At 74.6% G+C, this 21,692-nt stretch carries 20 protein-coding genes; 9 read left to right on the plus strand and 11 right to left on the minus strand.

The annotated features are described in order from the left end of the window. The first annotated feature begins 109 nt into the window (after positions 1 to 109). Entirely contained in the window at positions 110 to 646 is a 537-nt protein-coding gene (locus tag ACGF7U_RS25785; RefSeq protein ID WP_393110809.1) for a GNAT family N-acetyltransferase, read from the plus strand. Positions 647 to 648: 2 nt separating this feature from the next. On the opposite strand, the gene ACGF7U_RS25790 is transcribed toward ACGF7U_RS25785, so the two are convergent. After that, positions 649 to 1,473, minus strand: coding sequence for an inositol monophosphatase family protein (locus tag ACGF7U_RS25790; protein WP_393110811.1), 825 nt, complete (start codon positions 1,471 to 1,473; stop codon positions 649 to 651). Positions 1,474 to 1,622: 149 nt separating this feature from the next. On the opposite strand from ACGF7U_RS25790, the gene ACGF7U_RS25795 reads away from it, so the two are divergent. Both ACGF7U_RS25795 and rnhA read left to right on the plus strand, forming a co-directional pair. Continuing rightward, positions 1,623 to 2,873: a lycopene cyclase family protein gene (locus ACGF7U_RS25795; protein ID WP_393110813.1), complete on the plus strand. Its 1,251-nt coding sequence runs from the start codon at positions 1,623 to 1,625 to the stop codon at positions 2,871 to 2,873. A 124-nt stretch (positions 2,874 to 2,997) separates the two neighbouring features. Beyond that, entirely contained in the window at positions 2,998 to 3,474 is a 477-nt protein-coding gene (gene rnhA / locus ACGF7U_RS25800; protein ID WP_393110815.1) for a ribonuclease HI, read from the plus strand. A gap of 24 nt (positions 3,475 to 3,498) precedes the next feature. On the opposite strand, the gene ACGF7U_RS25805 is transcribed toward rnhA, so the two are convergent. The 3 genes from ACGF7U_RS25805 to ACGF7U_RS25815 are packed head-to-tail and all read right to left on the minus strand — an operon-like array spanning position 3,499 to position 5,270. Then, the gene (locus ACGF7U_RS25805; protein ID WP_393110817.1) at positions 3,499 to 3,729 is read right to left on the minus strand and encodes a hypothetical protein; all 231 of its coding nucleotides are present in this window, start codon (positions 3,727 to 3,729) and stop codon (positions 3,499 to 3,501) included. 46 nt (positions 3,730 to 3,775) lie between these two features. Beyond that, entirely contained in the window at positions 3,776 to 4,012 is a 237-nt protein-coding gene (locus tag ACGF7U_RS25810; RefSeq protein WP_393110819.1) for a preprotein translocase YidC, read from the minus strand. Further along, complete coding sequence (locus ACGF7U_RS25815; RefSeq protein ID WP_393110821.1) at positions 3,987 to 5,270, minus strand: MFS transporter; 1,284 nt, start codon at positions 5,268 to 5,270, stop codon at positions 3,987 to 3,989. Before ACGF7U_RS25815 ends, ACGF7U_RS25810 begins: the two co-directional genes overlap by 26 nt. A gap of 5 nt (positions 5,271 to 5,275) precedes the next feature. Here ACGF7U_RS25815 and ACGF7U_RS25820 point away from each other — a divergent pair, with 5 nt between their 5' ends. Beyond that, positions 5,276 to 5,794, plus strand: coding sequence for a MarR family winged helix-turn-helix transcriptional regulator (locus tag ACGF7U_RS25820; protein ID WP_393110823.1), 519 nt, complete (start codon positions 5,276 to 5,278; stop codon positions 5,792 to 5,794). Between the two features lie 78 nt (positions 5,795 to 5,872). Here the strand turns inward: ACGF7U_RS25820 and ACGF7U_RS25825 are convergent, their stop codons facing one another. The 3 genes from ACGF7U_RS25825 to ACGF7U_RS25835 all read right to left on the minus strand — a co-directional run bounded on the left by ACGF7U_RS25825 (position 5,873) and on the right by ACGF7U_RS25835 (position 9,663). Then, a complete protein-coding gene (locus ACGF7U_RS25825; protein ID WP_393110825.1) occupies positions 5,873 to 6,769 on the minus strand; it encodes a pentapeptide repeat-containing protein in 897 nt (298 codons plus the stop codon). Positions 6,770 to 6,987: 218 nt separating this feature from the next. Next, positions 6,988 to 8,667 carry a serine hydrolase gene (locus ACGF7U_RS25830; protein WP_393110827.1) on the minus strand — a complete coding sequence of 560 codons (1,680 nt, stop codon included), beginning with the start codon at positions 8,665 to 8,667 and terminating at the stop codon, positions 6,988 to 6,990. A gap of 183 nt (positions 8,668 to 8,850) precedes the next feature. After that, entirely contained in the window at positions 8,851 to 9,663 is an 813-nt protein-coding gene (locus ACGF7U_RS25835; RefSeq protein WP_393110829.1) for an SDR family oxidoreductase, read from the minus strand. A gap of 167 nt (positions 9,664 to 9,830) precedes the next feature. On the opposite strand from ACGF7U_RS25835, the gene ACGF7U_RS25840 reads away from it, so the two are divergent. The 5 genes from ACGF7U_RS25840 to ACGF7U_RS25860 are packed head-to-tail and all read left to right on the plus strand — an operon-like array spanning position 9,831 to position 16,801. After that, positions 9,831 to 12,623: an exo-alpha-sialidase gene (locus ACGF7U_RS25840; protein ID WP_393110831.1), complete on the plus strand. Its 2,793-nt coding sequence runs from the start codon at positions 9,831 to 9,833 to the stop codon at positions 12,621 to 12,623. 26 nt (positions 12,624 to 12,649) lie between these two features. Continuing rightward, positions 12,650 to 13,504: a carbohydrate ABC transporter permease gene (locus tag ACGF7U_RS25845; protein WP_393110926.1), complete on the plus strand. Its 855-nt coding sequence runs from the start codon at positions 12,650 to 12,652 to the stop codon at positions 13,502 to 13,504. 26 nt (positions 13,505 to 13,530) lie between these two features. Further along, positions 13,531 to 14,853 carry an ABC transporter substrate-binding protein gene (locus ACGF7U_RS25850; RefSeq protein ID WP_393110833.1) on the plus strand — a complete coding sequence of 441 codons (1,323 nt, stop codon included), beginning with the start codon at positions 13,531 to 13,533 and terminating at the stop codon, positions 14,851 to 14,853. Next, positions 14,850 to 15,893, plus strand: a complete 1,044-nt coding sequence (locus ACGF7U_RS25855) for an ABC transporter ATP-binding protein (RefSeq protein WP_393110835.1) — start codon at positions 14,850 to 14,852, stop codon at positions 15,891 to 15,893. Before ACGF7U_RS25850 ends, ACGF7U_RS25855 begins: the two co-directional genes overlap by 4 nt. Positions 15,894 to 15,931: 38 nt before the next feature. Next, positions 15,932 to 16,801, plus strand: a complete 870-nt coding sequence (locus ACGF7U_RS25860) for a carbohydrate ABC transporter permease (protein ID WP_393110928.1) — start codon at positions 15,932 to 15,934, stop codon at positions 16,799 to 16,801. A gap of 82 nt (positions 16,802 to 16,883) precedes the next feature. Here the strand turns inward: ACGF7U_RS25860 and ACGF7U_RS25865 are convergent, their stop codons facing one another. The 4 genes from ACGF7U_RS25865 to ACGF7U_RS25880 form a co-directional block, all read right to left on the minus strand. Beyond that, the gene (locus tag ACGF7U_RS25865; RefSeq protein ID WP_393110837.1) at positions 16,884 to 18,515 is read right to left on the minus strand and encodes an ABC transporter permease; all 1,632 of its coding nucleotides are present in this window, start codon (positions 18,513 to 18,515) and stop codon (positions 16,884 to 16,886) included. Further along, on the minus strand, positions 18,512 to 19,396 hold the full coding sequence (locus ACGF7U_RS25870; RefSeq protein ID WP_393110839.1) for an ATP-binding cassette domain-containing protein: 885 nt from the start codon (positions 19,394 to 19,396) through the stop codon (positions 18,512 to 18,514). Before ACGF7U_RS25870 ends, ACGF7U_RS25865 begins: the two co-directional genes overlap by 4 nt. Positions 19,397 to 19,495: 99 nt before the next feature. Then, positions 19,496 to 20,176 (minus strand): potassium channel family protein, encoded by a 681-nt coding sequence (locus ACGF7U_RS25875; protein WP_393110841.1) that lies wholly within the window; start codon positions 20,174 to 20,176, stop codon positions 19,496 to 19,498. Then, the gene (locus ACGF7U_RS25880) at positions 20,169 to 21,536 is read right to left on the minus strand and encodes a TrkH family potassium uptake protein (protein WP_393110843.1); all 1,368 of its coding nucleotides are present in this window, start codon (positions 21,534 to 21,536) and stop codon (positions 20,169 to 20,171) included. The genes ACGF7U_RS25875 and ACGF7U_RS25880 overlap by 8 nt, the downstream gene beginning before the upstream one ends. Positions 21,537 to 21,692 lie beyond the last annotated feature (156 nt).

A 21,692-nucleotide genomic window follows, 5' to 3' on the forward strand; every position in this document is an offset into this window, starting at 1 on the left:
CTTGCGCCGGCCGGGCCGGCGGTGCCGGCCATCCCCAGCACCTGCCCCTGCGGCACGTGCGACCGGAAACTCGGGTGTCCCGCCCCGGCCCGGCGGTTAGGTTCGCGCGGTGACGGAGATCAAGACCGAGCGGCTGCTGCTGCGAAGCTGGCGGGAGTCCGACCTCGCGCCCTGGGCCGGGATGAACGCCGACCCCGAGGTACGCGAGCACCTCGGACCGCTGCTCACCGCCGAGCAGGCCGCCGCCTCGGTGCGGTCGTTCCAGGCGGCCATCGACCGGCTCGGCTACGGCTTCTGGGCCGTCGAGGTCCGCGACGACGGCCGGTTCATCGGCTTCGCGGGCCTCGACCGGGTCGACGACGGGCTCCCGGTCAGCGGGGTGGAGGCCGGCTGGCGGCTCGCCCGCTCCGCGTGGGGCCACGGCTACGCCACGGAGGCGGCCCGCGCCGTCCTGCGGTACGGCTTCGACACCGTCGGCCTGCCGGAGATCCTGGCGATCACCACGGCGACGAACGTGCGCTCCCAGGCGGTCATGCGCCGCCTGGGCATGACCACCGACCCGGCCGACGACTTCGACGACCCGGACGTCGAGTCCGGTCCGCTGCGCCGGCTGGTCGTCTTCCGCAAGCAAGCGCCGGAGCGCTGAGCTCAGGGCTGCGCCGTCGCCCGCTCCGGAGCCGCCCGGAACTGCCTCTCGACGGCGGCGAGCAGGGCGGCGTGCGTCTCCGCGTCCGCCGCCGCGAGCAGCCCGCCGACGCCGCTGTGCAGGGGCTGCCCCCGCAGACCGGTGACCACGCACCCGGCGGCCTGGCACAGGGCGATGCCGCTGGCGAAGTGCACGCTGTCCCGGACGTCGCGGTCGGTGACGTACGCGGCCCGCCGACCGGCGGCCACCCAGGCCAGGGCCAGCGTCGTGGACAGCACCCGGGGCCGGAACCGCGCGGTGAACTCCGGATCCGCGAGCAGCCGCAGCGCGTCGAACGTGGGGGCGTTCGGGAACGGCGGGTCGAGGTCGACGTCCACCAGCCGCGACCGCCCCGACGGCAGCAGGGGCTCGTCGACGCCGTCGCGCCGCACGTGCGCCCGGCCGTCCCCGGCCCAGAACAGCTCCCCCGCGAGCGGGTCGGCGGCCGCCGCGGCCGTGATCCCCGCGCCGGTGCGCAACGCCACGTTCACCGCGACCAGCGGGGTCCGCGCGGCGTAGTTCAGCGTGCCGCAGAGCGGGTCGACCAGCCAGGTCCGGTCGGCCGAGCGGGAGCCGGTGTGCCCGCTCTCCTCCCCGAGGACGGCGTCGTCCGGCCGCGCGCCCCGCAGCACGTCGAGGATGGCCTGCTCCGACTCCAGGTCGGCGACGGTGGCGAAGTCGCCGGGGGCCTTGTCGAACCGGTCCAGCGCGTCGCCGTAACGGGCCCGTACGACGGCCGCGCCGGCCTCCGCCGCGGCGATGGCCAGGTCGGGGTCGGTGTGCGTCATGGCTGCACAGTAGACGAGCCGAGGGCCGCGGTCGCCCCGGCGCACGACCGTCGGCACCCTACCGTCGCCGAGCGGCGACGGGTGCCCGCGAGCGTCGGCCCGGCCGGTCGGTGGCCGGCCACCGGGGTCGGTGTGGCAGCGTGGTCGGCGTGAACACCTCCGCACCGCTGGACGTCGACCTGGCGCTGGCGGGGGGCGGCGGCGCCGCCTCGCTGCTCCTCGCCGCCCTGGACCGGCACGGCGTGCGCGACCTGCGAATCGCCGTCGTGGACCCGGTGCACCGGCGCGGTCAGGACCGGACCTGGGCGTTCTGGGACCATCCCGGCAACGACCTGGACCCGCTGCTGGCGGCGAGCTGGCGGCAGGTCGAGGTGGCGACGCCCGCCGGCCGCCGCGTCCTCGACCTCGCCCCCCTGCGGTACGCCATGCTGCGCTCGGGCCCGGTCTACGACCGGGCTGCCGAGGCCGAGCGGCGGCTCGGCGTGCGACGGATCGTCGCGCCCGTCGCCGCCCTGCACGACGACGGCGGGCAGGTCACCGTACGCGTCGGCGGCGACGGTCCGGCGGTGCGCGCGTCCTGGGTGCTGGACTCCCGTCCCCGGCCGCCCCGCCGGCCCGGCCGCACCAACTGGCTCCAGCACTTCCGGGGCTGGTGGCTGGAGTCCGACGCGCCGGTGTTCGACCCCGCCCGGGCCGTCCTGATGGACTTCCGCACCCCGCAGCCGGCCCGGGGGGTGTCGTTCGGCTACGTACTGCCGGTGAGCGACCGGTACGCCCTGGTGGAGTACACGGAGTTCGGCCCGGACCTGCTCACCGACGCCGGGTACGACGGCGCGCTAACCGGGTACCGGGACCTGCTCGGCCTCGACCCGGCCGGGCTGCGGGTGCGGGAGGTGGAGAACGGGGTGATCCCGATGACCGACGGCCCGTTCGAGCCGCGCCCCTCGCCCCGGGTGGTCCGCCTGGGCACGGCGGGCGGCGCCACCCGACCCTCCACCGGCTTCACGTTCGCCGCCATGCGACGGCAGGCCGAGCAGGTGGCCGCCGCGCTGGCCGCCGGCCGCCCGCCGGTGCCCGCGCCCGCGTATCCCCGCCGTCACCGCTGGATGGACGCGGTGGCGCTACGCGCGCTGGCCACCGGCGGCGTCGGCGGGCCGGAGTTCTTCGACCGGCTCTTCGACCGCAACCCCGCCGAGCGGGTGCTGCGCTTCCTCGACGGCGCGACCACCCCGGCGGAGGAGCTGGCGCTGATGGGCTCGACCCGGCTGCGGCCGATGGTCGCCGCCACCGCGGGCGACGCCGCCGCCCGGCTCCGGGGCCGCCTCGGTTCGACCCGGCGGTCGGCGGCGTGGACGGTCCCGCCGCCGGTGGTCGGCGACCGGGCCGACGCCGACGGCTGAGCCGCCTCGGCCCGTGACCGCGTCCCCGCCCTCCGGCAGGGCGGCCTCGACGGAGAGTTGATCAAGCGCCGGCGCCGGCGACCCGACGGCGGGGGAGGCGGCGTGGATTCGGTAGGTTGCCGACATGGTGGACGAGACGGCCGGCAGGGTCGTGCAGATCTGGACCGACGGGGCGTGCAGCGGCAACCCCGGCCCCGGCGGTTGGGGCGTGGTGCTGCGCTACGGCGCGCACGAGCGGGAGCTGTGCGGCGGCGAGGCGACCCCGACCACCAACAACCGGATGGAGCTGATGGCGGCCATCCAGGCCCTGGAGAGCCTGACCCGGCCGGTCACGGTCGAGCTGCACACCGACAGCACGTACGTGCGCAACGGCATCACGAGCTGGCTGGCCTCGTGGAAGCGCAACGGCTGGCGGACCGCCGCCAAGCAGCCGGTCAAGAACGCCGACCTGTGGCAACGGCTGGAGGCGGCGTGCGCCCGGCACCAGGTCACCTGGCTGTGGGTGAAGGGGCACAACGGCCACCCGGAGAACGAGCGCGCCGACGCGCTGGCCAACCGTGGCATGACCGAGGCCCGCTCGGCGGTGCCCGCCGGTCGCTGACCGGTCGCCGGGCGGCCGGTCAGGTCACTCGGTCCGGCTCGGGTCGGTGGTGCCGGAGACGGCCTCCACGTCGTAGCCGGCGCGGCTGACCTCCCGAGCCGACCGTCGGTCCTCGGCCGGCAGGTCCGCGAAGTCGTCGCCGGTGTCGTCGGTGCTGTGCAGGGACTCGCCCGGCGGCCGCAGCGACGCCTGCATGGCGGTGGCGCCGTCCGGCTCGTCGGTGGCGGCCCGGTCGGTACGGTTCTGATCGGTCATGCCGCTCTCCTGCCCCCGGGACGGGCCCGCAAACGCGTCGGCGGGCTCACCGCGCCGCGTCCGGGTGCCCCGGCATGCCGGACCCGCCGCTGGAGGTGCCCGACGCCCCGCCCGCCACGCCGGACCCGTCGTCCTCGGTGACGATGTCGGGCTTCGTCGTCGTGTCGTCCGGCGCCGGGACGTCCGTGTCCGCCTCGACCTGGACCAGCCGGGCCTGGCCGGCCTCGTCCTCGGCGTGCGCCGGGTCGACCGGCAGCTCACCGTCGCGCGCTCGGTACCCCACGGTCGCCTCCCTGCTCGCCGTTGCCGTCCGCCCGTGGGCCTTCCCGGGCGCGGCGGGACGAAACGTCGTCACCGGGGGCGCGGCCCCCGCCGCGGGCCGCCTCGGCGACCGGCGGGTCGGGCGGCCGCAGGAACCGCCGCCGCGACACCGCGACGGCGAGGGCCAGCGCGAGGGACACCGACACGACCAGGAAGGCCGCGGTGTTGCCGGCGCGGTCGTTGACCGCGCCGCCGGCGGTGGAGCCGACGGCGATGCCGAGCTGCCCGGCGGTCTGCAACCAGCCGTACGCCTCGGCGGTGTGTCCCGCCGGGCTCGCGCGCGCGACCAGCTCGTCGGTGACGGCGAGCCACGGGGCGAGCGCGAGCCCGAAGATCGCCAGGGCGACGGCCATCTGCGGCACGGTCCGGGGCAGGAGCAGCGCCGTCGACGTGACCGCCAGGGTGGCGAGCAGGGCCAGGTAGCTGCCACCCGGGCTGCCGGGTCGGCCCCGACCGACGAGCAGCAGACCGCCGGCGAGGCTGCCCGCCGACCAGGCGGTGATCAGCAGCCCCGCCTGGTCGGGGTTCCCGGCGCCGCTGGCGAAGGCCGGCACCAGTACCCACATCGCTCCCATGCAGGTCATGTAGCCGACCTGCGCCGCGATGAGGGTGCGCAGGGTGCTGCGGGCGGGCGTCCGCCCCGGCTCCCGGGCGGCGGTCGGGCGGGTGGCGCGCCGGGGGACGCTCAGGGCGTGCCCGACCAGGGCGGCGGTCCCGACGGCGGCGAAGCCGAGGAGCGCGCCGGCCGGCCCGGTCACCAGCAGGCTGGCCGTAACCGCGAGCGGGCCGCCCACGTAGAGCAGCTCCAGGCCGACGGCGTTGAGCGCGTACGCGCGGGTGAGCGCGGGAGCCGGCACGAGGGTTGGCAGCAGGGCACGGCCGCTGCTGAGCGCGGGCGGCGTGGCGAGGCCGGCCCCGGCGGCGAGGACGACGTAGGCGGCAGGGTCGGTGACGAACGCGAGTCCGAGCAGCGCCGCGAGGTGCGCGGCGCCGCACGCGAGGAGCACGGGCCGGTCGCCGAGCCGGGCCAGCAGCCGCCCGTAGCAGGGAGCGGTGAGCGCCAGCCCGAGCCCGCACGCGCCGCTGGCCACCCCGGCGACCGCGAAGCTGCCGGTGTTGTGGTGGCCCAGGAGCACGATGAGGAGCTGGCGCATCGCCACCGGTAGCTGGGCCAGGTTGATCAACGCGATGACGAGGACCGCCCGACCCGGTAGATTCATAACTTATGAATCTACCCGCGGAGGACGCGCCCAACCTGCTCGGGGCGCTCGCGCTGCTCGTGGGGTCCCGCATGCGTGCCGCCGTGGCGGGCCCCGCCGGGTCCACCGGCGCGCTGGCCGAGGCGCTCGTCGTGCTCAAGGACCAGCCCGGGGTGACGGCCGAGTGGCTGGGCCAGGTGCTCGGCCTGACCCAACCCGGCGCGGCCCACCTGGTGCGTCGCCTGATCGGGCAGGGCTGGTTGGAGCGGCGCGGCGGGGCCGACGCCCGCAGCCGCGCGCTGCACCTGACCCCGGACGGGACGGAGGCGGCCGAGCAGGTCCTGCGCGCCCGACAGGCGGTGCTGACGCGGATGCTGGAGCCGCTCACGGACGAGCAGCGCGGACAGTTGGCCGACGTCGCGGGCAGCCTGCTGCGCCGCGAGGTCCGCGACGAGCGGAGCCTGGCCCGGCTGTGCCGACTCTGCGACCGCTCCCGGTGCGCGACCTGCCCGGTGTACGCGGGCTACCGCGAGGCGGCCGGCTGAGCGCCGAAGGGCGGGCGACGGGCCCGACCGACGGTCACCGGACGGCGGTGCCGGACCGCCCGCCGCCGTCGCCCGCCGTCACCGGTGCCGGCGGGCGCGGGCGGCCGGTGTGCCCCGGCGGCCGGGCCGCACCGGGGTGAGCGACAGCGCCGACCAGTGCCCGGGGCGCGTCCGGCCGGGCGGCAGGGTGGTGTGCCGGTCGCCGCGGGCCGCGTCGAGCTGCGACTGGTGCAGGAACAGGCTGCCGGACAGGTCCGCCCCGCGCAGGTCCGCCCCGCGCAGGTCGGCCCCGGTGAGGTCGGCCAGGCCGAGGTCGACACCGCGCAGGTCGGCCCCGATCAGCAACGCCCCGCGCAGGTTCGCGCGCCGCAGGTCGGCCCGGCGCAGATCTGCGCCGAACAGCTGGGCGCCCCGCCGGTCCGCGCCGGCCCGGCCGCCCCGGGCCCGCGCCGCGTCACCGGCGCGGGACAGCAGCGGGTTGACCCGTCCCCGGTAGGCGTCCACGTCGAGCGCCAGCAGCGTCTGCGGGGGCTCCCGGGTCAGTCGTTCGGTCTCGGCGAGCGCGCCGGACAGCTCGTCGCGCAGCGGCTGCGGCGGGCGCAGCGCGAGCGCCTCGGTCAGGTACCAGAGCAGCTCGTGCAGCGGCCGCATCGCCGCGAACGTGTCGAACATGAGTGCCGCGGTCTCCGGCGCCCCGCGCCAGTCCCGCCCGCCGAAGGTGTGCTGCGCCACCCGCTGCCCGGCGCCGAAGCAGTCGAAGACGGTGCAGCCGGGGAAGCCCCGCTCGCGCAGGTCGGCGTGGATGCCGCAGCGCGAGTCGGCCCGCAGGTTCGGGCAGGGCCGCCCGGCGGGCTTGTCGATGGCGAAGTCCGCCGACGCGGAGAAGGCGGGCGCGACGCAGCACAGCCCGAAGCACCGGGCGCAGTCGGCGCGCAGCTCGTGCGTCGACGACGCCGCCCGGGGTGTTTCCGACACGCTGACCGTCCTCCTGCCGACCGGACTCCCGCCGGCGGGGCGCGGGCGGATCTCCATTGTCCCGCGTGGCGGTGGTCGAGACGCCGCAGGCCTCGACACGGGGCCGAGGGCTCGCGCGGGCCCGCCTGAGGGCGGGCCCACGCGGGTGCGCGCGGCGTGCCAGGAGTTGCCGGTCGCGTCCCGTCGGCCGACCCGCGCCGGTCGCCCGGCGGCGGTGCTCAGACCCGGGTGACGCGTACGGCGTCCGCGACCACGTGGCCGGTGCCCGAGGTCCACCGGCTCACCCCGACCTTGTTGCCGTCGCCCTTGACGAGGGTGAAGGTGCCCAGGGAGCGCCACTTCCCGCCGTTGCTCCGCTGGTCGACGTGTACGGTCTTGTTGCCCGTCGAGGTGGCCACGATGTACGGGGTGGCGGCGCTGTTGCCGGTGGACGCCGGGTACCAGACCTCGACCCGGTAGGTGCCGGTCTCGGGCACGTCGACCTTGTACCAGGCGACGTCGCTGGCGGCGACCGGGGCGGCCCGGCGGTAGTTGGTGCCGTACCGGCCGGCGAGGCTGGACGAGACGGTCCAGTTGGTGCTGGCGGTGAAGCGCCCGGCCGTGGTGTTGTCCACCACCGCACTCCACGGGGTGAAGTACGTCGACCAGAGGTTGTGCGTCGGCCAGCTGGTCACCTGGCGGGAGGCGGTCCACAGCGCGCTGTCGATGTCGCCGTAGGAGAGGCCGGAGGGGTCGTCGCGCTGGTTGAACAGCGCCGCCCAGCTCATGCCCTGGTAGCTCTTGACCAGCAGGGTGTAGGTGCCGGCCAGGCTGCCGGTGTGCCAGACGTTGTGCTTCGTCCCGGTGCTGGTGGTGAAGGGGCGTACCGCCCAACCCAGGCCGTAGTACCAGCCGCTGCTGTTCACCCCGGTCGCCGGCACCGCGGTGACCTTCGCCAGCGAGGCGCTGTCGAGCACGCCGCTGGCGCCGTCGAGCATGGTGGCCCAGCGGACCATGTCGACCGCCGAGGCGACCCACCCGCCGTTGGCGTCGCGCAGGCTCATGCTGAAGGTGCCGTACGGGGCCGGCACGATGGTGCCCGAGTCGTCCAGCACGGTGCGCCCGGTGTACTGCGACCGGTAGCCGACCTCGCCGGCGAGCCGCGTCAGGGCCTTCCCGTGGGCCATCCGGGTGATGCCCAACGGCGCGAGGAGCTTCTGCTTGACGTACGCCTCGTAGGACATGCCGGTGACCTTCTCGACGACCCGGCCGGCGAGGAAGTAGCCGTAGTTGCTGTAGGCCACGGTGCTGCCGGGGTCGTGTTGCAGCGGCTGGCCGGCCATGTACCGCTGGATGTCGTCCTTGCGCAGCTCCAGCGGCACGCCCAGCGCCTGCGCGATGACATGGTCCCGGCCGTGCAGGGGATCGAATGCGAGATCGCGGTCCCAGCCGCCGAGGTGCTGCAGCAGCCGCCGCAGGGTCACCTGCGGCAGCCTCGGGTCGACCGACTGGCCGGTCGGCGGAATGAAGTCCAGCACCGAGGTCACCGGATCGTCGAGGCCGACCAGGCCGTCCTGCGCCAGCCGGAGCACCGCCGCCGCGGTGAGCGACTTGCTGAGGCTGGCGATCCGGAACAACGACGTCGGCTGGATCGTCTCCGCCGAGTTGTTGCCGTAGCCGCGGGCCAACACGAGCCGGCCGTTGTACGTCACCGCGAGCTGCCCGGCGCTGACGCCCCGCGCCTGCATGAACGACTTCATCGTGTCGTCGAAGCCGCTCAGCGCGGCCACCGCGGTGCCGGTGGCGACCCACCCGTCCGCCGCGTGCGCCGGCGTTCCGAGCAGCGTGCCGGCGCCGGCGGCCCCGGCGCCGGCCGCGCCGACGAGCTTTCCGAATGTTCTCCTGCTGACTGTCCGCACCGGCGTCTCCCCGTCCAATTGATCTAGCCGGGGAGACCCTACTAAAGCTTTCGACACTGGACGGTCCCGGCGGCGGCCACCGAGGCATGCGCGACGACCCGCCGCGGGGTGGCGGCGTGCCGCACACCCGGCCCCTCGCGGACGGTGCCGTCCGGGCGCGGCCCGTCCGCGGAGGCTGTCACGTCATCCCCGGACCGACCGCCAGTCGTGGGAGGTGAGCGCGTTGGCCTGCGGCCCCATCATCAGCATGCCGCCGTCGACCGGCCAGGACGCGCCGGTGACGTAGGCGGCGGCGGGCGAGGCGAGCAGCGCCACCACGGCGGCCACCTCCCGTGCGTCGCCCGGCCGCCCGACGGGCACCCCGGGCCGCTCCCGGGTGAACGGGTCGACGTCCTCCTGGCCGGTCATCGGGGTGGCGATCTCGCCCGGCGCGACCGCGTTCACGGTGATCCCGTCCGCCGCGAGCTCCTGTGCCATCACCTTCGTCAGCAGCCCGAGCCCGCCTTTCGCGGCGCAGTACGCGGCCGAACCGACCCGGGGCGCGTGCTCGTGCACGCTGGTGATGTTGACGATCCGGCCGCCGAGCCCGGCGGCCCGCATCCGCCGGGCGGCCCGCTGCCCGCACAGGAACGGGCCGTCGAGGTCGACGGAGAGCACCTCGCGCCACTGCTCCCAGCCGGTGTCCACGAACGGCGTGGACGCCCCGGTGCCGGCGTTGTTGACCAGTACCCCGATGCCGCCGAGCCGGTCGGCCAGCTCGTCGACGACCGCGTCGGCCCCCGGCAGGCGGGTCAGGTCCAACTCGGCGACCTCGCAGCGCCGGCCGGCGGCGCGGACCTCGGCGGCGGTCCGCGCGGCCCCGTCCGCGTCGCGGTGCCAGGTGATGCCGACGTCGAAGCCGGCCTCGGCGAGCGCCACGGCGCAGGCCCTGCCGATGCCGGAGTCGGCGCCGGTGACGATGGCGATTCTCGGATAGTTCTCGTAACGCGCTGGCATGGTGCCGCACTACCCGTTCCATGCGGATGCAACCATACGTTGATCCCGGTCCATGCGGGGGATTGCCCGCGCCGGTGCGCTCTGCCATTCTCCAGCATGGACGCTGCCAGTGACGGTCGCCAATCCGGAGGCCCGTCCGGCGGCCCCTATCCGCCGGAGGGACCCTCGTGAAGCGCAGACGTCGCCACCTGCTCGTGGGACTGGCGGTCGGTGTCCTGGTGGCATCGACCGGTCTCGTAGGAATCCACTTCGCCGGCGCCCAGGTGCCGGCTCCCGCGGCCGCGGCCGGTGACGGGGAGATGCCGGGCGCGCTCGGCGCCCACATGGAACGGCTGCGCCAGGCCGTGCCGGGCAACGACGGCATGTCGCCGGACGGCCCGGGCAACGCCGCGCAGCAGGAGTTCCTGGAGCGCGCGTACCCGGCCAGCACGATCAGCATCGCCCAGATGGACCGGTCGAAGGCGGCGTACTCGGCCGCGGAGCGGCGCGCCGGCGGCAGCCGCGGGTGGACCAACGTCGGCCCGAGCGAGGCCCTCTACCCGTTCACCGAGTTCCGCAACGCCTACAACTACGTGCCGAACGCGTACGTCGCGGGTGGTCGGGTCACGTCCATCGACATCGCGCCGGACTGCAACGCCCTGCTCTGCCGGGCGTACGTCACGCCGGCCGGCGGCGGCGTCTGGGGCACCCTGAACGTCCTCGCGCCGGAACCCAGGTGGTTCTACCTCGGCGGCCCGCTCGGCATCAACGCGGCCGGGTCGGTCAAGATCGACCGTAACGACAGGACCGGCCTGACCATCTACGTGGGCACCGGCGAGGCGAACACCTGCGCCTCCGGCTGCGTCGCCGGCGTCGGCCTCTACAAGTCCGCCAACGGCGGGGTCACCTGGAAGGGCCCGCTGGGCAAGGACGCCCTGGCCGGCAAGGGCATCGGTGAGATCACCATCAAGCCCGGCGACCCGAAGACGCTCTACGTCGCCACCACCACCGCCCTGCGCGGCATGTCCAGCTCCTGCTGCACCGGGGTCACCCGGCCGGTGCCCGACGCCGAGAAGTGGGGCCTCTACAAGTCCACCGACGGCGGCGCGAGCTGGAAGTTCATCCACAACGGCTCGGCCGACGCGACCCAGTGCACCGGCAGCGCCGCGGAGTACGGCAACACCGCCGCCTGCTCGCCGCGCGGCGTGCGCTACGTCAAGCTCGACCCGCGCGACGCGAACGTCGTCTACGCCTCCTCGTACGCCCGGGGCGTGTGGCGCTCGGCGGACGCCGGTGCCACCTGGACCCAGATCAAGCCGTCGCTGAACCCGGCGGTCTTCCAGACCCGCGCCGCGATCGACGTGACCGCCCTGCCGAACGGCAAGACCCGGATGTACGTCTACGAGGGCAACCTCGGCAACCCGTACTCGCGGCTGTCCCGAAGCGACGACGTGGCCGGCGGCGCCCCCAGCTTCACCGACCTGACCAGCGCGAACCCGGCCGACCCGGGCTACGCCACCTACAACCAGTGCACCGGCCAGTGCTGGTACGACGTGTTCGTGCACACCCCGGCCGGGCACCCGGACATCGTCTACACCGGTGGCTCCTACGTCTACGGCGAGACCGTCGCCCACAAGCGGGCGGTGGTGCTCTCCACCGACGCCGGCGTCAGCGGCACCGACATGACCTACGACGGCACCGACGAGCTGCACCCCAACGGCCTGCACCCCGACCAGCACGCGCTCGTCACCAACCCGCGCAACCCGTACCAGTTCTTCGAGGCCAACGACGGCGGCGTGATGCGCTCCAGCGGCCAGTTCGTGGACCGGTCGGCGTGGTGCGACAACCCGGCCCGCAACCTCACCACCGACGCGCAGAAGGCCCGCTGCAAGCAGATGCTCTCGCGGATCCCGTCGAAGCTGGACGGCATCAACAAGGGCATGAACACCCTGCAGTTCATCAGCCTGACGGCCAGCCCGCACGACCACACCCTGCTGCAGGGCGGCACCCAGGACAACGGCACCTGGGAGAACAAGGGCCAGCGCAAGCGCTGGGTCAACACGATGATCGGTGACGGCGGCGCGTCCGGCTTCGACGTCGGCAGGCCGGAGTTCCGCTTCCACACCTTCTACGACGCCTCGCCCGAGGTGAACTTCAACAACGGCGACGTGGGCAGCTGGATCTCGGTCTCCGACCCGATCTTCGGGCACCCGGGCACCCTGTTCTACGCCCCGGTCGTCAGCGACCCGAAGGTCAGTGGCACGATCTTCGCCGGCACGTCCCGCACCGTCTACCGGACCAAGACGTTCGGCCTGGGCGACCGGAGCCTCGCGGAGGCCGACCGGATCTGCAACACCTGGACCGGCACCTTCGAGGCGCAGTGCGGCGACTTCGCGCCGCTGGGCACGGTCAACCTGACCGACGCCGCCTGGGGCGACCGGGCCGGCGGCGCCGTCTCGGTGGTCCAGCGGGTCGCCACCGACTCGTCCACCGCGTACGCGGCCACCAGCACCGGCCGGGTGTTCGTGTCCCGCAACGTCGACGCCGAGCCGGCCTCCGCGGTCACCTGGACGCGGATCGACACCGCCGCCACGCCCAACCGCTTCGTCACCAGCATCCACGTCGACCCGGCCGACCCGACCCGGACGTGGATCTCCTACAGCGGGTTCAACTCGAACACCCCGGCCACCGTCGGGCACGCGTTCGAGGTGAAGCTGGCCGGCGCCGGCGCGACCTGGGCCGACCGCTCGTACGACTTCGGCGACCAGCCGATCACCGACCTGGTCCGCGACGATGTCACCGGTGACCTCTACGCGGCCACCGACTTCGGTGTCCTGCGGCTGGCCAAGGGCAGCACCACCTGGGTGAAGGCGGCCCGCGGCATGCCCAACGTCGAGGTCGCCGGGCTCACCGTCGTGCCGGGCAAGCGGGTGCTCTACGCCGCCTCGCACGGCCTCGGCGCCTGGCAGCTCACGCTCTGAGGCAGGTGAGCATCGGCAACAACCGGGTGAGGGGCCGCGCGAGCGGCCCCTCACCGCTGCCCGAGGCGGCCGGCCGGGCCTGGCGCACCCTCGGCGCGGCGTTCGTCCTGCTCGTCTTCGTCCCGCCGCTGGTGCTGCTGGTCTCCGGGTCGCTCACCGAGCCCGGGCTGCCCCCGCCGCCGACGCCGCGGCTCGTGCCGGAGCCGGTGTCGACCAGCGGCTACCAGCAGGCCGTCGAGCTGGGCGGGCTGCTGCGCGCCTCGCTCAACTCCGTCCTGGTCGCGGTCGTCGCGGTGCCGCTGAGCGTGCTCGTCGCCGCCCTGGCCGGCTTCGCGCTGGCCCGACTCGCCCCGCGCACCACCGGCGTCGTCGTGGCGGCCTCCCTGGTGGCCCTGATGGTGCCGGCCACGGCGCTGCTGGTGCCGCGGTTCGCGATCTTCCGGATGCTCGGCCTGACCGATACCCTGGTGCCGTTGATCGCCCCGGCGTTGCTGGGCACCTCGCCGCTCTACGTCCTGGTCTACTACCTGGCCTTCCGGGCGCTGCCGGCGGACCTCTACGACGCCTGCCTGGTGGAGGACCTCTCGCCGATGCGCACCTGGTGGCGGGTCGCCCTCCCGCTGGTCCGGCCGGTCACCGCCGGGCTCACCGCGCTCACCTTCGTGCTCACCTGGTCGAACTTCCTCGACCCGTTGGTCTACGTCTACGACCGCGACCTGTTCACCCTGCCGCTGGCGCTGCGCTCCCTGTCGGTGCTGGACCCGACGAACTTCCCGGTGTTCCTGGCCGGCGCGGTGCTGGCCACGGTGCCGGCGCTGGCCGTCTTCGTGCTCGCGCAGCGGCGCTTCCTCCACCACGACGACCCGACGGGACGAGACTGACGATGCGACCGGAGACAGAACCGACGATGAGACCGAAGGCGCTGCTCGCCCTGCTGCTCGCCGCCGTGCTGGCCGCCGCCGGCTGCGGGGCCGGCTCCGGATCGTCCGCCGACGGGCCGGTGCGGCTGCTGGTCTTCGGCGCCCCCGAGGAGCTCGCCGCCTACCGCACCCTCGTCGAGGCGTACGAGAAGGCGCGCCCCGGCACCGACGTTCAGCTCGTCGAGGCCAGCGACCGCAAGGACCTGCTGGCCCGGCTCGCCACCTCGGTGGCCGGCGGCGCCCCGCCGGACCTGTTCCTGATGAACTACCGCTTCTACGGGCAGTTCGCGGCGAAGGACGTCATCGAGCCGCTGGACGACCGGCTCGCCGGCTCCGAGGCCGTCGACCCGGCCGACTACTACCCGGTCGCCTGGAACGCCTTCCGCTGGAAGGATCGCCAACTCTGCCTGCCGCAGAACGTCTCCAGCCTCGCGGTCTACTACAACCGCACCCTGTTCGCCAAGTACGGCGTGCCGGAGCCGAAGGCCGGCTGGACCTGGAACGACCTGGTCGCCACCGCGAGCGCGATGACCCGCGACTCCCGCGGCGCGGTGATCAAGGCCACCGAGAGCGAGGGCGCGGCGCTGCGCCCGGCCGTGCACGGCCTCGGCGTGGAGCCGTCCATCATCCGGCTCGCCCCGTTCGTGTGGTCCAACGGCGGCCAGCTCGTCGACGACCCGGCGAAGCCGACCCGGCTGACGCTGGACACCCCGGCCGCACGGGAGGCGCTGAAGAACCTGGTGGACCTGCGGCTGGCGTACGGGGTGGTGCCCACCGACGAGGAGGTCGAGGCCGAGGACGACGAGTCGCGGTTCGCCAACGGCCGCCTCGCCATGCTGATGAGCTCCCGTCGCTCCACCACCACGTTCCGCTCGATCACCGGCTTCGAGTGGGACGTCGCGCCGCTGCCCGTCTACCGGGAGCAGGTCGGGGTGCTGCACTCCGACGCGTACTGCATGACCCGGGGCGCGAAGAACAAGGACGCCGCGTGGCGGTTCCTGGAGTTCGCCATCGCGGAGGAGGGCCAGCGCATCGTCGCCGCCACCGGACGCACCGTCCCGTCCCACGTCGGGGTGTCGCGGTCGCCGGCGTTCCTCGGCCCGGCCCAGCCGCCGCGCAGCGCGAAGGTCTTCCTCGACGCCATCCCCACCGTCCGGGCGCTGCCCACCGTCTCCACCTGGCCGGAGATCGAGGACGTCACCTACGGCATCCTGGAGAACGCCGTGCACCGGGGCGACCGGCTCGACGACGTGATCCGCGACCTGGACCAGCAGACCCGTCCCCTGTTCGCCCGCGGCGAGCACGGGTGAGCGACCCCGGCCTCGCCCTGGCCGGCGTCAGCGCCGCCTACCGGGGCTCGACCGTGCTGCACGAGGTGGACCTGACGGTCGCGCGCGGCGAACTGCTGGTGGTGCTCGGCCCGTCGGGGGCCGGCAAGTCGACGGTGCTGCGGGTGGTCGCCGGCCTGGAACCGGTCACCGCCGGTCGCGTGCGCATCGCCGGCCGGGACGTCACCGCCGAGCGGCCCGGCCGGCGCAACGTGTCGATGGTTTTCCAGTCGTACGCGCTCTTCCCGCACCTGACCGTCGCCGAGAACATCGCCTTCGGCCTGGAGGTGCGCGACACCCCCCGCGCCGTCGCCCGGGACCGGGCCCGCGCGGCCGCCGAGGCCGTGGGCTGCGCCGCCCTGCTGCAGCGGCGGCCCGGGCAGCTCTCCGGCGGGGAACGCCAGCGGGTGGCGCTGGCCCGCGCGCTGGTCCGCGAGCCGGACGTGTTCCTGCTCGACGAGCCGCTGTCCAACCTCGACCTGGCGCTGCGGGTGGAGATGCGCGCCGAGCTGCGCGCACTGCACGACCGGCTGGGCGCCACGATGGTCCACGTCACCCACGACCAGACCGAGGCGCTGGTGCTCGCCGACCGGATCGCCGTGCTGCGCGACGGGCGGATCGAGCAGGTCGGCACCCCCGACGAGATCTGGCGCACCCCGGCCAGCACCTTCGTCGCCCGCTTCGTCGGCTCCCCGGCGATGAACCTGCTCCCGGCGCACGGGCCGGTACGGCCCTCCGGTGCCGCGCCGGTGCCGGTCGGCGGGGCGGAGGAGCTGCGGATCGGTTTCCGGCCCGAGGCGGTCACCCTCGACGCCGCCGAGGGCGTCGAGGCCGCCGTCGACCGGGTCGAGGTGGTCGGCGAGGACGCGTACGCCTACCTGACCCTCGCCGGCGGGCACCCCGTCGTCGCCCGGGTGCCCGCCGCCCGCCGGCCCGACCGGGGCGCCGCGGTACGCGTCGGCGTGCGCTGGCCCGACGTACACGTCTTCCACGCCGGCTCCGGCCGCCGGTACGCCCCGTGACGAGCACCGACCGCCGCTCGCGCCGGCAGTTGGCGCTGATGCTGACGCCGTACCTGGTGGGTCTGGTCGGGCTGGTGCTGCTGCCCGCCGCGGTCACCCTCGCGCTGGCCTTCACCGAGTACGACCTGCTGCGCCCCCCACGTTGGGTGGGGCTGGAGAACCTCACCGCGCTGGTCGACGACCCGGTGTTCCGGGTGTCGCTGACCAACTCGCTGGTCTTCGCGCTGGTGGCCGTACCGCTGCGGGTGCTCTTCGCGCTCGGCCTGGCGCTGCTGCTGCACCGCCGGGCGCTCGGGGTCGGCAGCGCTCGCACCGCGGCGGTGCTGCCGACCGCGGTGCCCGAGATCGCCTACGGGCTGCTCTGGCTCTGGCTGCTCAACCCGCTCTACGGCCCGATCAACCAGGTGCTGCGCACGGGCGGGGAGAACGGCCTGACCGCGCTGGGCCGCACCCCGCCGCAGTGGCTCACCGACCCGACCGACGCCCGCGCCGCGATCATCGGCATGAGCCTGTTCACCATGGGCGAGACCTTCGTGGTGCTGCTGGCCGCCCGGCGCGCGTTGCCCCGCGACGTCTACGAGATGGCGGCGATCGAGGACGCCACCGGCTGGGACGTGTTCCGCCGGGTCACGCTGCCGCTGATGGCGCCGGTGCTCGGGCTGCTGGCGGTGCGCGACGCCATCCAGAGCCTGCACTTCACCTTCGTGCCGGCCTTCGTGGTCACCGACGGCGGCCCGCCCCCGTACGCCACCACGTACCTGTCGCTGTTCGTCTACCGCACCGGCTTCGAGTACCTGCGCTACGGCTACGCCGCCGCCGCGACCCTGGTGATGATCCTGCTGACCGCGGCGGCGGTGCTGCTCCAGTGGCGGCTGATCCGCCGCTACCGCGCCTTCTACCGGGTGTGACAGCCCGTCCAGCCTGGTCGCGCCGGGCCGTGGTGCTGCCGCGATCGGCGCGGGTCGTCGCCGGCTGACCGGGCGCCGGAGGCTACGCGCGCACGTCCCGACGCCGGTATCCGGCAATGCCGACGGCCACGGCCGTGCCAGAGAGCACGACCATGACGAGCGTCGCGGGCCAGTTCGGCGCCGTCTGGGGCACGTCCGCGAGGTGGGCGTACGGCGAGAGCCGGCTGACCCAGGCCGGCGCGCCGGTGCTGTCGGCGACGACGGTGAGCAGGAACCCGCCGGCGCTCGGCAGCATGCCCAGGGCCGCCACCCCGCGCGGCGCCCGGCCGAGGGCCAGCACCGCCACCCCGAGGCTGAGCAGCGCGACGGGCAGGACGTTCCAGGTGCCGGCGAGCGCGGCGGGCAGCGACAGATCCGCGTCGACCACCGCCGCACCGAGCCACGTCGCCGCGCCGGCGACGGTGGCGAGGACCGCCGCGCCGACCGCGGTGGTGGCGACCTCGGCGGCGAGCAGTCGGGCGCGCGAGAGCGTCCCGGCGTGGAGCAGGGTCAGGCGTCCGTCGGTCTCCGCGGCCGCGAACGCGGCGAGCCGGACGGCCGTGAATGCGCCGACCGGCACGGCGAGCAGGGCGAACAGGCTGGCGACGTACCCGTGGACGGTGCCGAGGCCGGCGAAACCCGCCTGCGCGGCGAGGTCGGCGAAGCGTGCGTTGTCGGCGAGGAACTCGGTCAGGGAGACCGCCAGCGCGCCGATCAGCAGGAAGTACGCCCCGACGCCGGCCGACCATCCGGCGAGTGGCCGCAGCGTCCGCCGCACGGCGAAGGACTCCACCGAGCGGAGCAGCCGCAGGCGGGGCGGGCGGCCGGCGGCGGGAGCGACCAGCCCGTCGCGGACGTCGCGCCGTCCCGCCAGGGCGAGCGCGCCGGCGCCCAGCACCACGGTGGTGAGCACGAGCACGATCAGTGGCGACACCCGGTCGGCGTGGTAGGGGCGGGTGAGGGCCAGCGGCCCGTACGGCGGCAGCCACCGCAGCCAGCCGAGCGGGGTGACGCCGTCGCCGACCATGCGGGCGAGCAGCCCGACACCGAGGAACGCCAGCGTGGCCCCGGTCGCCGCGGCCCGGGTGGGGAAGACCTGAGCGGCGAGGGCCGCCGCCGCGACGGCCACCGTGGTGACCAGCGCCAGGCCGGCGCCGTGCAGGGCGGCTCCCCGGGCGGGGGTGCCGGCCGCGACGAGCGCCGCCGCCAGCGCGATCCCGGTCAGGGCCGCCACGGTCGCCAGCACCGCGAGGTGCCGGCCGAGCACCGCCGCCGGCCCCGACCGGCCCGCGAGCAGGAGGTCCCACCGCCCGGCCGCCTCCTCGCCGCGGGTGACGCGGGTGGTCGCGAGCAGGCCCCAGACCGACAGCACGACGGCGAGGACGGTGCCGGTCCGCCAGACGGTGAAACCACCGGCGGTGTCGAGGGCGGCCGGCTCGCCGAACAGCGTCCGGACCGCGGGATTGCGGGCCAGGGCGGCGAGCGCGGCCGCGTCGAGGCCGTCCCCGACGGTCCTGGTGTACGTGGTGGCGACCAGCGTGGACATCCCCACCGTCACGGCGAACACGACGGCGGCGCCGCGGCGCACCTGGCGTACGGCCAGGCGGGTGATGGCGCGGCCGGCCCCGGCCTGCGCGGGGCGGTGGCCGGTCGCCGCCAGGGCGGTGGCGGTCATCGGTCGGCCCCGCCGTAGTAGTCGAGGAAGATCTCCTCGAGGCTGGGTTCCCGGACGGTGAGGGCGGTGACGTCGGCGGCGGCGAGGGCGCGCAGCGCCGGCGCGGGCGGCCCGCTCAGGGAGAAGCTCAGCCTCCCGCCGTCCCGCGCGACGCTGCCGACCCCCGCCACGTCGGACAGGTCGGGCGCGGCGCCGGTGAACCGGGCGGTCACCTCGGTGCGGTGCAGGCGGCGCAGGTCGTCGACGGTGGCGACGTCGACGAGCCGACCGGCGCGCAGGATCGCCACCCGGTCGCAGATGGCCTCGACCTCGGCCAGTTGGTGAGAGCAGAGGAACGTCGTCTGGCCACGGTCCCGGGCGACCGCGACGGCCCGGCGGAACTCCTGTTCCATCAACGGGTCGAGCCCGCTGGTGGGCTCGTCGAGGACGAGCAGGGGCGCGCGGGTGGCGAACGCGGCCACCAACGCGACCTTCTGCCGGTTGCCGGTCGAGTAGGCGCGGGCCGGCCTGGACACGTCGAGGGCGAACCTCTCCACCAGCTCGTCGCGGTAGGCGCGGTCGACGCCCGGCCCGGTGGCGGCCAGCAACTCGAGGATCTCCGCGCCGGTGAGCTGCGGCCACAGGGCCACGTCGGACGGCACGTACGCCAGTGACCGGTGGGCGGCGACGTCGCCGGCCTCGACGTCGAAGATCCACGCCCGGCCGGCGGTGGGCCGGGCCAGGCCGAGCAACAGCCGGATGGTGGTGGACTTCCCGGCCCCGTTCGGGCCGAGGAAACCGAACACCTCGCCGGCCGGCACGGTCAGGTCCAACCCGTCGAGGGCCAGCAGCGTCCCGTAGCGCTTGGTCAGATGATGGGTGCGAACGGCGGGTGTGGCCACGGCATGCCTCCGGTCGACGACGTGTCACGACTGCCGACCAGGCTTCCCGGCGCACCGACCATCACCGTACTGCGCCGCGTCACGCGGAACAAGACGCGGTCACCCGGCGGCGGCGAAGCGCTCCACGTTGTCGACCGGACCGACGACGAGGATGAGATCGCCGTAGGAGAGGACGGTGTCGGGGGTGGCGTGGGTGAACTCCGTCCGCCGTCCGGCGAGGGCGGCCTGCGGCTTGACCGCGACGACGGTGACGCCCCAGCGGTTGCGCAGCCGCGACTCGCGCAGCGGCGTACCGACGACGTCGCGGGGCGGGGTGGTCTTGATGACGGCGAAGTCGGCGTCGACCTCGACGTAGTCGAGGATCCGGCCGGAGAGCAGGTGCGCCACGCGTTCGCCCATGTCCTGTTCGGGGGCGACGACCCGGTGGGCGCCGACGCGGGTCAGGATGCGGCGGTGCTGGTCGCTTATGGCCTTCGCCCAGATGTCGGAGATGCCCAGGTCGGCCAGCAGGCTGGTGGTGAGGATGCTGGCCTGGATGTCGGTGCCGATGGCGACGACGGCGCGGTGGAACTCGGCGACGCCGATCTGGCGCAGCGCCTCGATGTCGGTGGAGTCGGCGGTGACGACGTGGGGCAGCCGACCGGACATCGACTGGACCACCCTGGGGTGACTGTCGACGCCGAGCACCTCCGTGCCCCGGCCGGTCAGTTCGAGGGCCAGGGCGCTGCCGAAGCGGCCCAGCCCGATGACCACCACCGGTTCCGTCTGCAGCTCAGCCAACGATCGTCCTCTCCTCGGGCAGTTCGAAGCGGCGGGTCCGGTCCCGCAGCGCCAGTGCCGACGCAAGTGTCAGCGGGCCGATGCGTCCGGCGAACATCAGCACGATCAACAGCAGGTCCGCCTGCGGCGGGAGGCTACCGGTGATCCCGGTCGACAACCCGACCGTGGCGAAGGCGGAGATCACCTCGAACAGGATCTGCTCCAGACCGTACGAAGTGATCGAGACCAGCACGAACGTGGCCGTCACCACCGCCCCGATGCCGAGCAGGGCCACGGCCAGGGCCTGCCGCTGGTTGCTGGGCGGGATCCGCCGGTGGCCGACGTTGACGTGCGTCTCCCCGCGCATCTCGGACCAGAGTACGAACGCCAACAACCCGAAGGTCGTCACCTTGATCCCGCCGGCGGTGCCCGCGCTGCCGCCGCCGATGAACATCAGCGCGTCGCTGGCCAGCAGGCTCTCCGGTCGCATTCCGGCGATGTCGAGGCTGTTGAAGCCGGCGGTGCGGGTCATCGTGGAGGCGAAGAAGCCCGCGAGGAACTTCTCCGGACCGCTCAGCGAGCCGAGGGTCTTCGGATTGGTGAACTCGGCCAGGGTGAGCACCAGCGTGCCGAGCACGAGCAGCGCCGCCGTCAGCGTCACGGTGATGCGGGTCATCACGGACCACAGGGCCGGTCGGCGCCAGCACCGTGCCAGCTCGAACACGACAGGGAAGCCCAGCCCGCCGAGGATCACGGCGGCGGCCACGGTGAGCGATATCCACGGGTCGGTGACGTAGCCGACGAGGCTGTCGGCGTTGGTGGAGAAGCCCGCGTTGTTGAACGCGGAGATCGCGTGGAACACCCCGTCGTAGGCGGCGGCCCCGAGCGGCTCGTCGTACGCGGTGTGGAACCGCAGGGCCAACGACACGGCGACGACGGCCTCGGCGGCGAGGCTGAACAGCACGATCCGGCGGACGACACCCCAGACGTCGGTCAGGTCGAGGCTCCTGGTCTCCGCCTGCGCGAGAAACCGAGCCCGCAGGCCGAGCCGGCGGGACAGCAACACGGTGAACAACGTCGCCACTGTCATGATGCCCAGGCCGCCGGCCTGGATGAGCAGCAGGATCACCGCCTGGCCCAGCCCGGACCAGTAGCTGCCGGTGTCCACCGTCACCAGACCGGTCACGCACACCGCCGACGTGGCGGTGAACAGCGCGTCGATCAGCGGCGCCCGCTGGCCGGACTGGGTGGACGCCGGCAGCGACAGCAACGCGGTGCCCACGGCGACCGCCGCCCCGAAGCCGGTGGCGATCACCTGCGCGGGATGCCGGGTGGGACCGCTGCGCCGCTGCCACGCCGGCGCCCGCCTCAGCGTCGGCACGGCGCCGCCTGACCGTCCTCGGCGGAGCCGCCGCCTCCGGTCAGCACCATGTGCCGATCATTCCACGGCGTCCCCGGCGCGCGTGGCGGGGCCGCCGGTCCGGTCGGGCGTCCGGTGTGTCCGGCGGGCAGACCGTCGGTATGATCGCCGGGACCT

It is taken from the genome of Micromonospora sp. NPDC047670 (assembly GCF_043204915.1).
Classification (GTDB): domain Bacteria; phylum Actinomycetota; class Actinomycetes; order Mycobacteriales; family Micromonosporaceae; genus Micromonospora.